This window comes from Microbacterium salsuginis (genome assembly GCF_012524205.1).
In the GTDB taxonomy this organism is placed as follows: domain Bacteria; phylum Actinomycetota; class Actinomycetes; order Actinomycetales; family Microbacteriaceae; genus Microbacterium; species Microbacterium salsuginis.
The window spans coordinates 1,396,772-1,412,062 of the sequence record NZ_JABACI010000001.1 but is presented as its reverse complement, the minus strand read 5'-3'; the positions used below and the strand labels follow the sequence as shown (position 1 = coordinate 1,412,062).

Here is a 15,291-nt window from a genome sequence, read left to right as displayed (position 1 = left end):
ATGTCTGCCACCGTGATCTATGACGCGGTCCGCACACCGTTCGGCCGTGCCGGCGGCGCCCTGTCCGGCGTGCGTCCTGACGACCTCGCCGCCCTCGTCATGAAGGCGACCGTCGAGCGGACCGGCCTCGATCCGGCTCGCATCGAGGAAGTCGTGTTCGGCGACGCCAACCAGGCCGGCGAAGACAACCGCAACGTCGCGCGCATGGGAGCCCTGCTCGCGGGGTTCCCGACGAGCGTTCCCGGCGTCACCGTCAACCGCCTGTGCGGGTCGAGCGTCGAAGCTGTCATTCAGGGGTCGCGCGCGATCGAGGCAGGAGATGCCGACATCGTGCTCGCGGGCGGCGTCGAGTCCATGAGCCGTGCGCCCTTCGTCGTCGAGAAGTCGCCGAAGCCGTGGCCGGCCGTCGGCAACCAGACGCTGTGGAACACCTCGATCGGCTGGCGCATGGTCAACAAGGCGCTGCCGGCGGAGTGGACGATCTCGAACGGGCAGTCGGCCGAGAAGCTCGCCGAGATCTATGACATCTCACGCGAGGCGCAGGACGAGTTCTCGCTGCAGAGCCACACCCGCGCCGCGCAGGCGTGGGCCGACGGGGTCTTCGACGACGAAATCGTCCAGGTGCCCGGGGCCGAGTTGACCCGTGACGAGGGCATCCGCGCCGACACGACGCTCGAGAAACTTGCCGGCCTCAAGGCACTGTTCGCCGCGGACGGCACCGTGACGGCCGGCAACTCGTCGTCGATCAACGACGGCGCGTCAGCCGTGCTCCTCGGCCGGGAGGGGGCGATGGATGCCGAGCCGCTGGCGCGCGTCACCGGCCGAGGTGTGTTCGGCAACGCCCCCGATGTCTTCGGGGTGGCACCGGTCGAAGCCGCCAACCGCGCTCTCGCTCGTGCCGGCCGCACGTGGGCGGACGTCGACTTCGTCGAGCTCAACGAGGCGTTCGCGTCACAGAGCCTCGCGTGCCTCAAGCTGTGGACCGAGCTGGACCCGGCAAAGCTCAACGTGTACGGCGGCGCGATCGCGATCGGGCATCCGCTCGGTGCTTCTGGCGGTCGCATCATCGGGCGCGCCGCGCACGAGCTCAAGCGCCGAGGCGGCGGCGTCGCCGTCGCCGCGATCTGCATCGGCGTGGGCCAGGGGCTCGCGGTCGTGCTCGAACGGTAGATTTCTTCCGTGGTGGCCACGAGCGCGAGTGACGAAGACGGTCGCGCGTCGTCCGGCGATTTCGTGCAATCCCTCGCGCGCGGGCTGGCCGTCATCCGGGCCTTCGACGCCGAGCATCCCGAGCTCACTCTGAGCGACGTGGCTCGGCGCGCGGACATGCCGCGCGCCGCGGCCGGACGATTCCTCCGCACGCTCGAGCAGCTGGGCTACGTGCGCGCCGACGAGCGGCGGTTCGCGCTGACTCCTCGCGTGCTCGAGCTGGGCTTCAGCTACCTCAGCGCGGTCTCGATCCCCGAGATCGTGCAGCCGCACCTCGAGCGCCTCTCGCACGAGGTCGACGAGAGCGTTTCTGCCGCCGTGCTCGACGGCGCCGACATCGTCTACATCGCCCGCGTCCCGACGCGGCGCATCATGAGCGTCCGCATCACGATTGGCACCAGGTTCCCCGCCTACGCGACCTCGATGGGACGGGTGCTCCTGGCAGGCGTGCCGGATACCGCGCTCGACGCCGTGCTCGAGGCATCCCCTCTCCTGACACTCACCGAGCGCACCGTCACCGACCGGGCGGCGCTGCGTGCGGAGCTCGTGCGCGTGCGCGAGCAGGGGTGGTCGCTGGTCGACGGCGAACTCGAGCCGGGACTGCGGTCGGTGGCGGCGGCCGTGCACGACCGGCGCGGCGCGGTGGTGGCGGCGGTCAACGTCTCGACCAGCGCGACGCGCGACAGCGTCGAGCACGTGCGCGACGCCTACCTCCCGCGGCTGCTCGAGACGTGTCGCGCGATCGACGCCGAGCTGCGGCTCGTCTGATCCTCTTGCTCGCCCGCGCGCCGGGGCGACTGCCGGACCGCGCGGCTTCGGGTGGGGCAACACGCGGGATGACCCGTCCGATGCCGCGTGTCGCGACCCCGAAGGCCGGATCTCGAGGATACACGCGTAGCGATAGGGGATTCGGGAGGTTCCGGCCGACGGTCGCGCCGCCGCGGTCAACTCGTGTAGACACGTCTCGATGCCCGACGTCGATCGCACCCGGGCGAGCCGTGACACGAAGGAGAGTCATACGTGGCAAACCGCACAGCGCTCATGCCCGAGCCGTCGAGAATCGAGATCGTCGACCGCGAAGTGCCTGCCGTCACCGGCCGGCAAGCGCTCATCCGCACCGAGTCGGTCGGGGTGTGCGGCTCAGACACGACGTACTTCACCGTGGGGCGCATCGGGGATTGGGTCGTGCGCCAGCCGATGGTGCTCGGGCACGAAGTGGCCGGCTCGGTGATCGCCGTCGGCGGCGACGTGACTCGCGTGCGTGTAGGTGACCGTGTCGCGATCGAACCCGGCACACCGTGCCGCGACTGCGAAGACTGCACGGCGGGGGACTACCACCTCTGCGCGGATCTCGTATTCCTCGCGACACCGCCGCACGACGGCGCCCTCACCCAGTTCATGGTGCTCGACGAGCGGAACCTGTTCCGGATGCCGGACGACATGAGCTTCGACGAGGGGGCCATGCTCGAGCCGCTCTCTGTCGGGATCTGGGCGTGCCGTCGGGCGGGTATGCGGCCTGGCGAGCGCGTCCTGGTCTCAGGTGCAGGGCCAGTCGGCATCCTCGCCGCGCAAGTCGCCCGCGCCTTCGGCGCCGCCTCCGTGAGGCTCACAGACCTGTCCACGTATCGCCTGGATCTCGCAGCCGGGCTCGGCTTCGACGTCGAGACGGTCGGCTCCGGAGGGTCCCATCCCGAATTCGATGTGCTCCTCGAGTGCTCGGGTGCGCCGTCTGCGCTCGCCGACGGACTCTGGAGATTGCGCAACGGCGGTCGTGCGGCGATGGTCGGTATGCCGAAGCAGTCCGTGGAGCTGCCGCTGTCGCGGTTGAACGCGCGCGAGCTCTCGCTCGCGCTCGTCAACCGGTACGCCCACACGTGGCCCACGGCGATGTCCCTCGTCGCCTCCGGCCGTGTCGACGCGGCCGCCATCGTCACGCACCACTTCTCTCTGGACGATACGGCCGACGCGCTCATGCTCGCGAAGACCGAACCACGGTCCATGAAGGCCGTGATTCACCCGCAACACTGATCAACTCGTGTTGAATTGCTTCTTGCGATCGTCATTCAACTCGTGTTGAATGGCGCCGTACTCGATGATGAGGAGGGTTCGGAGTGGAACGAATAGTGCTGGACGTGGACCTAGCGATGGGCGCGCCCGGAAGTGACATCGACGATGGCTTCGCCCTGGCGCTGGCCCTGGCCGACCCCGGTATCGCGCTGGAACTGGTCACCACCGTGAACGGCAACACCGACGTCGACACCGCCACGGCGCTGACGCTCGAGTTGCTGCAACGTCTCGGTAAGCCGGATGTGCCGGTGGTGCGGGGAGCGACGAGACCGCTGGTCCGACCTCGTGCCCGGCAGGGCTCACTGCCCGCGGATGTGACAGTCCGAGAGCCTCGGGAGGGGTCGGCGGCCGTGGCGATGGTGGACCTCGTGCGCGCGAACCCTGGAGAGATCACCGTCGTCGCGGTCGGACCGCTCACGAACGTGGCGCTCGCGCTCCGGATCGATCCGGACTTCGCCGAGTCCTTGAAGTCGCTCGTCATCATGGGTGGTGTCTTCGAGGGCCAGACGAACAACGCAGCCATGCCGGGCGAGTTCAACATCTGGTGCGACCCGGAAGCCGCCGCGGCGGTACTCGACTCCGGGGTCAAGGCCAACTGGGTAGGACTCGACGTGACCCTGCAGGTGCGGATCGAGCGCGAGCAAGCGCTCAGGATGGCCGCCAGCGAACGCCAGTTCACCGCGTTCGCCGGCGAATACACCGCCGCGTGGATCGATCATCTGGCTGAGATCGATGAGCCGGGGATCACTTCCTGTGCCATGCACGACCCGTTGGCGGTCGCTGCCGTGACGCGTCCCGACATCCTCGTGTGGCGTGATGCCCACGTCGCGGTGAGCACGGCTGACGTCACGCGCGGTGTGATGGTCTGCGATTTCCGCTGCGCAGGCAGCGGACCGGACGGGACACCGCGCCCCGCCGAACCCAATGCCTCGGTTGCCGTCGGTGTCGACGTCGCCGAGTTCAACAAGCATTTCCTGGAGAATCTGGAGGCAATCGCATGACCCGTGCCACTCTCGGCAAACTCCTCGCGCTCGGTGCCGCCGCAACAGTGATGTTGGCCGGCTGCGCCTCAGAGTCGTCGGGCGGCAGTCCGTCCGATGACTGGAGCATCCCTGACGAGGACCCCACTGCCACCATCAACGTCGTCGGCATCGTCGATCCCGTCGCCGAGAATATGGACGAGGTCGTCGCCGCTTTCGAGGAGGCTCACCCGACGATCGACGTGAACTACCAATTCGTGCCGTTCGACGACCTCAACAGCGTCCTCGATACGCGCATCACGTCCAAGAGCGGCGATCCCGATGTCTTCTGGGTCGATCAGCCCCGGGTGCCCGCGCTCTCGGCCCGTGGCTACCTTGAAGATCTGACCGAGGCCTTCGAAGGTCGTCTGGACGGACTGGTACCCGCGACCGTGGAGTCGAGCTCTTACGACGGCAAGCTCTGGTCTGTGCCGATCGCGAACTCCACCCAGGTGCTGTTCTACAACAAGGACATCCTCGACGCGGCCGGCATCACCCCGCCCGGCTCGGCCGGGGAGCGGGTCACCTGGCAGCAGTTGAAGGAACTGGCGGCGCAGGCGCAGCAGTCGGGCGGCGCCGACCACGGGCTGATGGTCGGCCAGCCCAATCGCTACTACCAGCTGGAGCCACTTCCGGTCTCGGCGGGCGGAGGCGTTGGTGTGACCGGTGACGACATGCTCACGCCCGACTTCACGAACGACGGCTGGGTAGAGGCGATGACGTACTACGGGTCGTTGTTCGCCGACGGAGTCTCCCCGAAGGGGATCACGCCCGAACAGACGGATGCCACGTTCCTTGCCGGCAAGACTGCATTCTTCGTGGAAGGCAACTGGATGGTGCCGAAGATGCTCGATGCGACCTTCAACTGGGGCGCGGCCCTCAACCCGGTGTGGGAGGGCGGCGACCCCGCGACGCCGACTGGTTCGTGGTCACTCGGCATCAACCCCTTCTCGAAGAACAAGGAGGCCGCCGCGATATTCATCGACTGGATGGCCATCGACGGTGAGGGTGGGTATGGCGAGCATCGAGCCTTTGCCGAACTGCCCGCCAACACGAAGGGACTCGAGACCTACCTCGCCGGTCCAGCCTTCACCTCGTCGGAGGGCGGCGCGCAGGCGGCAGAGGTGATCGCCGAAGAGACCGAGAGCAGCGCTGTAGCGCGGGCGTCGACGGTCGGATATATCGAGTTCGAAGAGATCCTCGGGCGCGCGTTCTCGGACATCGCGAACGGTGCGGATCCCGCGGAGGCGCTCGCGGCCGCCGAGGCGGAGCTCACGAACGCATGGAAGCAGTACCAGTGAGGCAGGAGGTGGGGACCGTCGAAGCGGCGGCCCCCACCTCTCCCCGAGGGCCACGCTCTTCGGCGGCGTGGCTGGGAGCTCGTCGTGGCAAGGCCTCCGTGAGGCGAACGACCGGGAAGCATCGGCGCACATGGTTGCTGGTGACGGCGTTCCTCGCGCCGGCGCTCGTCACCATCCTGTTGATCCGGGTGATCCCGTTCCTCGGCGCCATCTGGTCCACATTGCATGTGCGAGACGGAGTGGGTCTGCTTGCAGACGAGCGGTTCGCGGGGTTCGAGAACTACATCGACCTGCTGTCGGATCCGCTGTTTCAGGCGACGCTCGGACGTACGCTCGTGTTCAATCTCGTCATCAACCCCCTCCAGATCGCGCTTGCGCTGGCGATCGCGGTCCTGTTGACGCGTCGTCTTCCCGCGCGCGGCCTGTGGCGGATGGCTGTCTTCATCCCGTGCACGATCCCGCTCGTCGGATCGTCGATCGCGTGGGGGGTGGCGCTCCGGGCCGACGGCCCGGTCAACGGCATCCTGGAGTTCCTCGGTCTCCCCGCGCAGCCGTTCCTCACGTCGCCCACTCAGGCCCTCGCGAGCATCATGCTCGTGGCCTCGTGGGTCGGAATCGGGTACTGGATGGTCTTCCTGGTGGCCGGGATCAACGACATCCCCGATGAGCTGTACGAGGCTGCCGCCCTGGATGGCGCTGGCGGCTGGCGCAGTTTCTGGTCGGTGACGCTCCCGATGCTGCGACGCCCGCTGCTGTTCGTCCTCGTCGCGGACACGGTGGCCAACTTCGTCCTGTTCGTACCGATGCAGATGCTCACCGACGGTGGGCCGCAGAACTCTACGACGATGCTGATGTTCGACGCATACCGGCGCACCTACACGTATTCGCAGCCGAACCAGGGCGCGACGGCGACCGTCATCCTGACAGTCATCATGCTCGTCATCGTGTTCGTGCAGTTCCGGCTGCTGAAGGAGGACAAGTGATGTCTGCGGTTGCCCTCGCCACGTCCCGCGGGTTTGAAAGGCGTCAGCGCACGCAGCGACTGATCCTCGGCGTCTTGGCCGCACTGGTCGGCATCCTGTTTCTGCTGCCCGCGATCTGGATGTTGTTCGGCTCGTTCCGTCCCGGCGGTGACATCATCGGCAGCGTCAGTCCGCTGAGCTGGAACACACTTTTCCCCGACGTCTGGACGCTCGACAATTACGCAGCGCTGTTCGGTCCGCTGCGCTTCGGCCAAGCCCTCATGAACTCACTCATCGTCGGCTTCGCGAGTGTGATCCTCGGACTCATCATCACGATCCCCGCGGCGTACGCACTGAGTGTCTTCCGGTTTCCCGGTCGCGAACTCGTCTTCGCCGTACTCGTCGTCGGGTTCATGATCCCCTTCGAGGCGATCGCCATCCCGCTGGCGCAGATCTTCACCCAGTGGCAGCTCGACAACACCTATGTCGGGCTGATCCTGCCCGGCATCGGCAACGGTCTGGCGATCTTCAACCTCCGTCAGTTCTTCCGAGGCATTCCCACTGAACTCCACGAAGCAGCCCGCGTCGACGGCGCGTCGGAGCTGCGCACGATGACTCAGGTCTACTTGCCGTTGAGTGTCACGCCGGTGATCAACTCCGCGCTCCTCATCTTCCTGGCGCAGTGGAGCGCCTACCTCTGGCCTTTGCTGATCGTGTCGGACGAGAATGTGCAGGTCGCCGCGATCGCGTTGTCGCGCACCTTCACTGACACCAGCTTCAACTTCGGCCAGATGTTCGGCGGGGCGCTGGTCATCTCGGTGGTGCCGGCCGTGATGTTGCTCCTTCTGCAGCGCTACTTCACGCAGTCGGTGGCGACGAAAGGATTGAAGTGACGGATGTCGTCGTCGTCGGCTCGGTCAACTACGACCTCGGGCTCCGCGTTCAGCGCCTGCCGTGGGCGGGGGAGACGGTCCTGTCATCGTCTTTCACGAGGAGTCCTGGGGGGAAGGGGGCCAACCAGGCCGCCGCGATACACGAGGCTGGCGTGTCGTGCGCGATGGTGGCGGCGGTCGGAGCAGACGGGAGACCGCTCGTCGACCAACTCCGGCAGCAGGGAGTCGACACCTCGCGTATCCGGGAGGACGCAGCAGCGATGACCGGCACGGCGGTGATCATGATCGACGATCAAGGTCAGAACTCGATCATCGTGTCACCGGGAGCCAATGAGTCGCTGACGCCGGGCGAGGTGCGGGCCGCGATCGAGGCCTTCGCCGAGGCTCGAGTGGTGCTGACTCAGGGAGAGTCGCCGGCGGCCGCCATCGTAGCGGCCGCGATTGCGGCGGAGGCGGCATCGGTCCGCTTCGTGGTGAATCTCGCGCCCGCGATCGACATTCCGAGGCACGTCATCGAGCTCGCCGATCCGCTGGTGGTCAACGAGATCGAAGCAGAGGAGACGGCTCTCGCCCTCGGCATTGCGGTCGACGGTGTTGCTAGCGCAGATCTCGCCCCGGTACTCGCCGGAGTTGCGCGATCCGTTGTCATTACACTGGGCGCCAGCGGGGCCGTGTGGTCTTCCCGCGGGAAAGGCGGCCGAGCAGATGCGGAACGAGTCGAGGTCGTCGACACCACCGGAGCGGGCGACGCCTTCGTGGGTGCCATGGTGGCGCAGTTGACGCGCGGCGGGGATCTCGCGAGCGCGGTCCGCAGCGGGGTCGCCGCGGGCACTCGTGCCGTCCAGGTCGTCGGCGCCCGTGCAGTCGGGCAGGCGGTGCGATGACGCAGGTCCGGCGTTCTGATGTGGCCCGCGCTGCAGGGGTCTCCCCGGCAGTGGTGAGCTACGTGCTGAACGGCGGTCCGCGTCCTGTCTCGACTGACGCCCGACGCCGGGTCGAAGCCGCGGTCGCCGAACTGGGCTACCGCCCGAACAAGGTCGCCCAGGCGCTGCGCGGCACGCGGACACACTCCATCGCCATGCTCATGCCCGATCACCTCAACCCGCATTTCGCCGAACTCGCCCAGGCGATGGAGGACGAGGCGCAGCGACGAGGCTACGTGTTGATCATCGGCACCGCCGCGAACGACGTGGAGCGCGAGCAGAGCTACTTGAGATCCTTTCTGGACCGTCAGGTCGATGGGGTCGTCCTGATCAGCGCATCAGCGAAGCCCGATGTGCACGAACTGGAGCGGGCACGGATCCCCTTGGTCCTTCTCGATCGAGCCGCCGGCGGCTCGTCCCATTCCAGCGTGGTCACCGATAACCGCGCGGCTGCCGCGCTAGGTGTCCGTCATCTGCAGGAGCACGGACGCACGCGGTTGCGGTTTCTGTCGGGGCCGGCCGATCTCGAGCCTGTCCGCGACAGAGACCGCGGATGGAGCGACACCACGGGCGATACCGGTCACGCGCGCATCTGGCGGAGCGACTTTTCGCGTGAGGCGGGGTACCGGGCGGTTCGCCATGCCCTGTCCGGCACCGGCCCGGACTTCGACGGACTCTTCACCGCCAGCGATGCTCAAGGAATCGGTGCGCTCAAGGCACTTCGGGAGGCGGGGGTGCGCGTGCCCGATGAGGTCGCCGTCGTTTCGCTGGACGGCACGGAAGCCGGCCAGTACACACTTCCGACGCTGACCGCAGTCGTGCAGGACGTGAGCAACCTCGCCGCCGAGGCCGTGAAGATCCTGGTGTCACATTCCAGCGATCCCGCGACCGGGCCGGTTCACCACATTCTGCAGCCGTCGCTGCGCCGACTCGATTCGTGCGGGTGCGGCTCGTCGCTCGCTTGACGCGCGGGATGGGTCCGCTGCAGGTGGCGCAACACGCGGGATCACCTGTCCGATGCCGCGTGTCGTAACCCCCGAAGGGCCGATCCCGCGGGATCAGAACACGATCGTGTGGTTGCCGTGGCGGATGACGCGGTCCTCGGCGTGCCACAGCACCGCCCGTGACAGCACCTGGCGCTCGACATCGGCTCCGCGACGGGCGAGCTCCGCAGCCGAGTCGGCATGCGTGACGCGCACGGTGTCCTGCTCGATGATTGGCCCCTCGTCGAGATCGTCGGTCACGTAGTGCGACGTCGCGCCGATCAGCTTGACGCCGCGCTGCTTCGCCTTCTTGTACGGCTCGGCGCCGATGAAGGCCGGCAGGAACGAGTGGTGGATGTTGATCACCGGCACGCCGAGCTGCGCGAGGAAGTCGCCCGAGAGGATCTGCATGTAGCGCGCCAGCACGACGAAGTCGACGTTGCCCTTCAGCAGCTCGACGATCTTCGCCTCGGACGCGGACTTGTCCGGCCCCGGGACCGACGGCACGTGGAAGAACGGCACGCCGAACGAGCGCACATCGTCGGCCGAGGTGGTGTGGTTCGAGATCACCATCGGGATCGTGACGGGAAGGTCACCGCGGCGGTGCCGCCACAGCAGATCGAGCAGGCAGTGGTCCTGCTGCGACGACAGGATCGCCATGCGCTTGGGCACCGACTGGTCGGTGAGCGACCATTCCAGGTCGAAGTCCCGGAGCACCCGACCGATCTCGGCTTCGATCGTCGGACGGTCCGCGGCGAACCCGGGCCGGTGGAAGACGACGCGCTGGAAGTACGCGCCGCCCGTCGGGTCGTCGGAGTACTGGTCGAACGCGACGATGTTGCCGCCGATCCTCGTGATCATGGCCGAGACCGCCGCGACGATCCCTGGACGGTCGCTGCCGTGGACGATGAGGCAGGCGTGGTCGGCGATCAGGTTCGGAGACGCGGGCATTGTTCGATTCTGCCGTGTCGCCGCGAGGGCCGCGCACCGGGCGTCAGACCCGCGGTGAACCGTCCCGCAGCGGCAGCGCTCGGCGCACGAGCTCCTCGGACTCGGTCCATAGTTCCGAGGCCCGCGCCCGGTCGTACGACTCTCGCGAGGAGGGCTTCTCCGACGCTCCGGCCACGTAGCGGCCCTCGGGTCGCTGAACGCCATCGGCCACCAGGTCGGCAAGCATGCCGGCCGCTGTCCGCGCCGAGCGGGCGCCTGGGACGAAAGCCGCGACCGCGGGTGCGAGCGCAGCGTAGAGGCGACGTATCGACGGCGGGTATCCGCGCGAAAGCCCGGTCGCTGGCATGAGGCCGGGATCGAACGCTTCGACACGAAGGCGCGGATGCCGACGCGCGAGCTCGTAGGCGAAGTACACGTTCGCGAGCTTCGACGTGGAGTAGCGCACCCGCCCTGCTCGTGGTGAAGGATCCGCCCGGTCCGGGTCTGCCAGGCGTGCCGGGCTCTGCCATGCAGGCGCGGGGAATCCGAGGGACTCCCGCGGGCCGGCGTGCGTGCCGCTGCTGACCACTGTCAGCGAGCCACCGTCGGGCAGCACGTCGAGCAACCCCGTCACGAGTGCGAAGTGGCCGAGATGATTCGTCGCGAATGTGAGTTCGAAACCGTCCGCGGATCGTCGCACACCATCGACGATCTGCACCCCGCCGTTGCAGACGACACCGGCCAGTCCGGCCGGTGCGAGTCGGCGGAGCTGAAGTGTGGCGGCGGCGACCGATCGCAGGTCGGCAAGATCGAGCTCGGCTCCCTGCACGCGGACTTCGTGCTGAGCGCTCAGTGCTTGCGCGACCTCCGCTGCCCTGCCCGCGTCTCTACCGGTCACGATGAGCGTGCGACCCCGTCCGGCGAGGGTGCGCGCCAGTTCGAGGCCGAGGCCCGACAGTGCCCCGGTGATCACGACCGGCCGGGTCATCGGACTGGCTCCGGTTCGAATGCAGACGTCGGGGGAGCCGCGCCGGCACTCTCGTGCCACCCGATGCGGCGGTGCAGGCGGCGCAGCGGCGCAGGCGCCCACCAGTTCGCGCGTCCGGCCAGGCGCATGAACGCGGGAACCAGGACGCCGCGGATCACGGTCGCATCGACAAGGACGGCCAGCGCCATGCCGACGCCGAGCTGCTGCAGGAACGACACCTCACTCGTGGTGTAGACGAGGAATGAGACCGCCAGGATGCCGGCCGCGGCGCTGACGAGCGGCGCAGAACGTCCGATGCCTCGCGCGACCGAGCCGATGGGGTCGCCGGTGCGATCGAAGTCCTCTTTGATGCGTGCCAGCAGGAACACCTCGTAGTCCATCGACAGTCCGTACGCGACGCAGAACATCAGCAGCGGGATGCTCGGCTCGATGACCCCGGTGGGCGTGAAGCCGAGCAGCCATGCGAGTCCGCCGTCCTGGAAGCCCCACACGAGGACGCCGAACATGACCGACAGCGAGAGGAGATTGAGCACCGATGCCTTCAGCGGCGCGATGACACTGCCTGTCATCAGGAACAGCACGATGAACGTCACGAGGAGGATCAGCCCGGCCACCAGTGGGAGTCGCTCCCCGACGCCGGCGCGATAGTCCGCCAGCTCGGCGGGGTACCCACCGACCAGAGTCTCGAACGGCGCCGGCTCACCGCGAATGTCGTCGACGAAGCCGATGGGCTCGGCGGCGAGCCGTTCGGATGTCGGCAGCACGGCGAGCCACGTCGAATCGGCATCCTGATATCGATCCGGCCCGCCGCGCGCCGCGTCTCCGGTGCGGCGCCCGTCCACGAAGGCGCCGGCCGCGGAATCCACCCTTTCCACACCCTCGATCCGTGAGAGCGAGGCGGCGTAGTCCGAGACGTCCTCACCGGCCGCGCCGGGCGCGACGACGTACACCGCGTCGGCGTCCTCAGCGCGGTAGTCCGCTCTGATCGTGTCGTACATGTCTCGCACCGACTGCCCGGCCGGGAGGATCCGGTCGTCGGGTGATCCGAACTGGGCGCCGAGTGCGGGGGCCCCGAGCCCCAGCAATACGACCAGCCCCAGAGACCCGGCGATGACGGGGCGGCGCATGACAGCAGCCGCCAGCCGTTCCCAGAAGCCTGCGGCCGGCAGCGGACGCTCGCGGCGCGGGAGGGCGCGCCTGCCCAGCACGCGAAGGGCGGCCGGCAGCAGAATCGTCGACGCGAACACCGCGGTCAGGACCACGCCGATGCCGGCGTAGGCGAAGGAAGACAGGAACGGGAACGGGAACACGAAGAGCACGGCGAGCGACGCCGCCACGGTCGCTCCGCTGAAGACGATGGTCCGCCCTGCGGCCCGCATCGCCGCGCGCGTGGCCGCCGCGGCATCGCTGCCCGAGCGCAGCTCCTCGCGAAACCGGAAAGTCATGAACAGGCCATAGTCGACACCGAGCCCGATGCCCATCACCAGCGCGATGTTCGACGCGAATGTCGAGACGTCCGTGAAGAGGCTCACCAGGCGCAGGATCGCCAGGGTGCCCGCCACGGAGAAGAGCCCGACCGCGGTCGTGACGAGCGCCAGCCGCAGGCGCCGGAAGACGAGCCAGAGGAGCGCGACGACGACGGGGAGGATGATGAGCTCCGCCCGCAGGAAGTCGGTGCGCGCCTGCGCCGCGACCACGCGGAAGATCTCGTCGCTTCCGCCCAGCGTGACCTCGATGGCCGGATCCGTGGACGAGTCGACAAGTTCCGTCTGCAGGAGCGGCAGCACCTCGCCGCGCACATGGTCGGCGTCCCCGGGCGCCCACGCCAGAATCAAGGCGGACGAGCCGTCCTCGGCTGCAAGGGTCTCGGGCGCGCCCGCGGACCAGTACGACCAGGCGTCGCCGATCCCCGGTTGCGAGGCGAGCGCCTCGGTGAGAGCTGCGCCGGCGGATGCTGCACGTGGGTCGTCCACACTGCCCGACGCCGGCCGCACGAGCATCGCGATGTTCGGACTTCCCGTGCCGAACGCCTCTGCGAGGACTTCCCTCGCCTGCACGGATTCCGAGCCCGGGGCGTCATAGCGATTGAGGGAGAGAGCCTCCATCGCCGTGGCTGCGACCATGATGAGCACGACGAAGAGGAATGAGCCTGCGATCAGGACGAGACGCGGGGAGTCGGATGTGAGCCGGGGGATCATGAATGCCTCCGCTAGAATGCGAGCAACTAGTCGTATTTAAAACGCGAGTAAATACTCGCATTCATGGGAGTGTTGCGCAACATGGCGGAAGTGCAGGCGCGCAGGCGTCAGGAGCGCGGTCGCGCGCGGATCGATCAGATCCTGGCGGCAGCGGCGACGAGCTTCGACGAGCTGGGCTACGAAGGGACCACGACCAACGCGATCGCGGCCCGAGCCGGGATGTCTCCCGGCTCGCTCTACCAGTTCTTCGCGAACAAGGACGACATCGCGCGGGCGATGGCCGAGCGCTATGCCGACGAGCTCGCACACCTCGACAGCGTGGCCGTGGTGCCCGAAGGTGAGGACCTCGGGGCGGCTGTGCGCGCGGCGCTCGAACCGATCGTGGCGTTCAATCTGCAGCATCCGGGATTCAAGGCGCTCTTCGCGCGAACCGATATGCCAGCGGCGATGAGGGATGCCGTCGCCCCCGTGCATCAGCGCATGGAAGCGCGCGTGGCGGCCTTGGTCTCAGCGCTGATCCCCGGCCTCGACGGCGCGGGCGTCTCGACCACCACGACCGTGGTCCTCCACATGGTGCGCGGGCTCATGCCTGCCATCACGGCGGCGGCGAGCGACGGGTCGCGGGCGACGCTCGCGCGCGAACTGGAGCGGAGTCTCACCGCATACCTCCAGGCCGTGGCCGCCGAGGTCCCGGCACGCTGACGACCCCGCCGACTTCCTGGGCGTGCTCAGGCGGGAGAGGATCGATCCGGATCGGCGATCACGTGGGCCCCGGCATCCACGATCCGTCCGGCCTCGACGAAGAGGTCGCGCATCCACGCGTGCTCGGGGTCGCGGCCGTGCACCGGATGCCACCACAGCGCGTTGGTCAGGGGTGTGGGCTCGAACGGGAGTCGTACCGTGCGTACGCCTCCGGTGCGCAGCGCCAGCGGCGCGATCGCGGTCTGGATGATGGCGATGCGGGAGGTGCCGGCCACGAAGTGGGTCATCGACAGGAAGCTCTCGACGACCACCTCGATGCGGGGCTCGATGCCCAGCTGCTGCACCTGCCGCCCGGCCGACGTGAAGGCCGAGCGGGACTGGTAGGTCATCGCCCACGGCAGCTCGGCCAGCTGCTCCATCGTCAGGGCGTCGCCGACCGCGTCGTTCGAGTCCGACACGAGCGCGACCCAGTCGTCGTGCCACAGATCCGCGTAGGGAAGATCCGACAGCGGCCCGTGCGGGATGATGATGCCGTCGGCCGACCTCAGGCGGGCGGCCGCGTCGTCGACGATGGCGGGGTTGTGCAGCATGAACCGGAACCGCACGCCCGGCGCCCGTTCCGCGGCGAGCCTCGACACCACGCTGCCGACGGTCACGAAGCCGTAGTCCGATCCGTAGATCGAGAACTCGCGGGTGGATTCCTCGGGCGACCACGTCGCCTGACTCTCGAAGACCCGGCGCGTGGCTTCGAGGGCCGCGGCGGTGTGGTCGGCGAGGTGCACGGCGAACGGCGTCAGCTCATAGCTGTTGCCGCGGCGCGCCAGGATCGGATCGTTGAAGTGCGTCCGCAGGCGCGCGAGCGACGCGCTCAGCGCGGGCTGGCTCAGATGCAGCCGCTCGGCGGCGCGGGTCACGCTGCGCTCGGTCAGCAGCGCGTCGAGCGCGACGAGCAGATTGAGGTCGAGTCGAGACAGAAGCGGTCGGTCGGACACGTCGGCGTGTTCCTCCGGGTCGGGCGCCGAGGATATAAACAGCGCTGATTGAGCATATAGCGGGAATCCGCTTTGCTGATAGACCGCGGATGATCACGATGGAGGGACAGGGCACAGCTGCCCG

General features: G+C 68.1%; 14 protein-coding genes. 10 read left to right on the top strand and 4 right to left on the bottom strand.

Translation table 11 applies throughout. The annotated features are described in order from the left end of the window. From HF576_RS06680 to HF576_RS06640, 9 genes are all read left to right on the top strand, one after another. Complete coding sequence (locus HF576_RS06680; protein ID WP_168911923.1) at positions 1 to 1,170, top strand: thiolase family protein; 1,170 nt, start codon at positions 1 to 3, stop codon at positions 1,168 to 1,170. 12 nt (positions 1,171 to 1,182) lie between these two features. Further along, positions 1,183 to 1,977 carry an IclR family transcriptional regulator domain-containing protein gene (locus HF576_RS06675; protein ID WP_168912115.1) on the top strand — a complete coding sequence of 265 codons (795 nt, stop codon included), beginning with the start codon at positions 1,183 to 1,185 and terminating at the stop codon, positions 1,975 to 1,977. Between the two features lie 252 nt (positions 1,978 to 2,229). Continuing rightward, a complete protein-coding gene (locus tag HF576_RS06670; RefSeq protein WP_343234184.1) occupies positions 2,230 to 3,237 on the top strand; it encodes an NAD(P)-dependent alcohol dehydrogenase in 1,008 nt (335 codons plus the stop codon). A 95-nt stretch (positions 3,238 to 3,332) separates the two neighbouring features. Next, on the top strand, positions 3,333 to 4,277 hold the full coding sequence (locus tag HF576_RS06665) for a nucleoside hydrolase (protein WP_168911922.1): 945 nt from the start codon (positions 3,333 to 3,335) through the stop codon (positions 4,275 to 4,277). Continuing rightward, positions 4,274 to 5,596: an ABC transporter substrate-binding protein gene (locus HF576_RS06660; protein ID WP_168911921.1), complete on the top strand. Its 1,323-nt coding sequence runs from the start codon at positions 4,274 to 4,276 to the stop codon at positions 5,594 to 5,596. The genes HF576_RS06665 and HF576_RS06660 overlap by 4 nt, the downstream gene beginning before the upstream one ends. A 140-nt stretch (positions 5,597 to 5,736) precedes the next feature. Beyond that, complete coding sequence (locus tag HF576_RS06655; protein ID WP_343234183.1) at positions 5,737 to 6,579, top strand: carbohydrate ABC transporter permease; 843 nt, start codon at positions 5,737 to 5,739, stop codon at positions 6,577 to 6,579. Continuing rightward, on the top strand, positions 6,579 to 7,451 hold the full coding sequence (locus tag HF576_RS06650; RefSeq protein WP_168911919.1) for a carbohydrate ABC transporter permease: 873 nt from the start codon (positions 6,579 to 6,581) through the stop codon (positions 7,449 to 7,451). The genes HF576_RS06655 and HF576_RS06650 overlap by 1 nt, the downstream gene beginning before the upstream one ends. Beyond that, positions 7,448 to 8,335 carry a PfkB family carbohydrate kinase gene (locus HF576_RS06645; RefSeq protein WP_168911918.1) on the top strand — a complete coding sequence of 296 codons (888 nt, stop codon included), beginning with the start codon at positions 7,448 to 7,450 and terminating at the stop codon, positions 8,333 to 8,335. Before HF576_RS06650 ends, HF576_RS06645 begins: the two co-directional genes overlap by 4 nt. Next, entirely contained in the window at positions 8,332 to 9,339 is a 1,008-nt protein-coding gene (locus tag HF576_RS06640) for a LacI family DNA-binding transcriptional regulator (protein WP_168911917.1), read from the top strand. The genes HF576_RS06645 and HF576_RS06640 overlap by 4 nt, the downstream gene beginning before the upstream one ends. 93 nt (positions 9,340 to 9,432) lie before the next feature. On the opposite strand, the gene purU is transcribed toward HF576_RS06640, so the two are convergent. The 3 genes from purU to HF576_RS06625 are packed head-to-tail and all read right to left on the bottom strand — an operon-like array spanning position 9,433 to position 13,473. Then, positions 9,433 to 10,308, bottom strand: a complete 876-nt coding sequence (gene purU, locus HF576_RS06635; protein WP_168911916.1) for a formyltetrahydrofolate deformylase — start codon at positions 10,306 to 10,308, stop codon at positions 9,433 to 9,435. Between the two features lie 43 nt (positions 10,309 to 10,351). Further along, a complete protein-coding gene (locus HF576_RS06630) occupies positions 10,352 to 11,275 on the bottom strand; it encodes an SDR family NAD(P)-dependent oxidoreductase (RefSeq protein WP_168911915.1) in 924 nt (307 codons plus the stop codon). Further along, entirely contained in the window at positions 11,272 to 13,473 is a 2,202-nt protein-coding gene (locus HF576_RS06625) for an MMPL family transporter (RefSeq protein WP_168911914.1), read from the bottom strand. The genes HF576_RS06630 and HF576_RS06625 overlap by 4 nt, the downstream gene beginning before the upstream one ends. Before the next feature lie 63 nt (positions 13,474 to 13,536). Here HF576_RS06625 and HF576_RS06620 point away from each other — a divergent pair, with 63 nt between their 5' ends. After that, the gene (locus tag HF576_RS06620) at positions 13,537 to 14,175 is read left to right on the top strand and encodes a TetR/AcrR family transcriptional regulator (protein ID WP_168911913.1); all 639 of its coding nucleotides are present in this window, start codon (positions 13,537 to 13,539) and stop codon (positions 14,173 to 14,175) included. A gap of 26 nt (positions 14,176 to 14,201) precedes the next feature. Here the strand turns inward: HF576_RS06620 and HF576_RS06615 are convergent, their stop codons facing one another. Then, positions 14,202 to 15,167 (bottom strand): LysR family transcriptional regulator, encoded by a 966-nt coding sequence (locus tag HF576_RS06615; protein ID WP_168911912.1) that lies wholly within the window; start codon positions 15,165 to 15,167, stop codon positions 14,202 to 14,204. Between the last annotated feature and the right edge of the window lie 124 nt (positions 15,168 to 15,291).

Excerpts from the sequence above, each read along its gene's own strand:
- HF576_RS06680 (WP_168911923.1), top strand. The coding sequence starts at position 1 with ATGTCTGCCACCGTGATCTATGACGCGGTCCGCACACCGTTCGGCCGT.
- HF576_RS06660 (WP_168911921.1), top strand. The coding sequence starts at position 4,274 with ATGACCCGTGCCACTCTCGGCAAACTCCTCGCGCTCGGTGCCGCCGCA.
- HF576_RS06650 (WP_168911919.1), top strand. The coding sequence starts at position 6,579 with ATGTCTGCGGTTGCCCTCGCCACGTCCCGCGGGTTTGAAAGGCGTCAG.
- HF576_RS06640 (WP_168911917.1), top strand. The coding sequence starts at position 8,332 with ATGACGCAGGTCCGGCGTTCTGATGTGGCCCGCGCTGCAGGGGTCTCC.
- purU (WP_168911916.1), bottom strand. The coding sequence starts at position 10,308 with ATGCCCGCGTCTCCGAACCTGATCGCCGACCACGCCTGCCTCATCGTC.
- HF576_RS06630 (WP_168911915.1), bottom strand. The coding sequence starts at position 11,275 with ATGACCCGGCCGGTCGTGATCACCGGGGCACTGTCGGGCCTCGGCCTC.
- HF576_RS06625 (WP_168911914.1), bottom strand. The coding sequence starts at position 13,473 with ATGATCCCCCGGCTCACATCCGACTCCCCGCGTCTCGTCCTGATCGCA.
- HF576_RS06620 (WP_168911913.1), top strand. The coding sequence starts at position 13,537 with ATGGGAGTGTTGCGCAACATGGCGGAAGTGCAGGCGCGCAGGCGTCAG.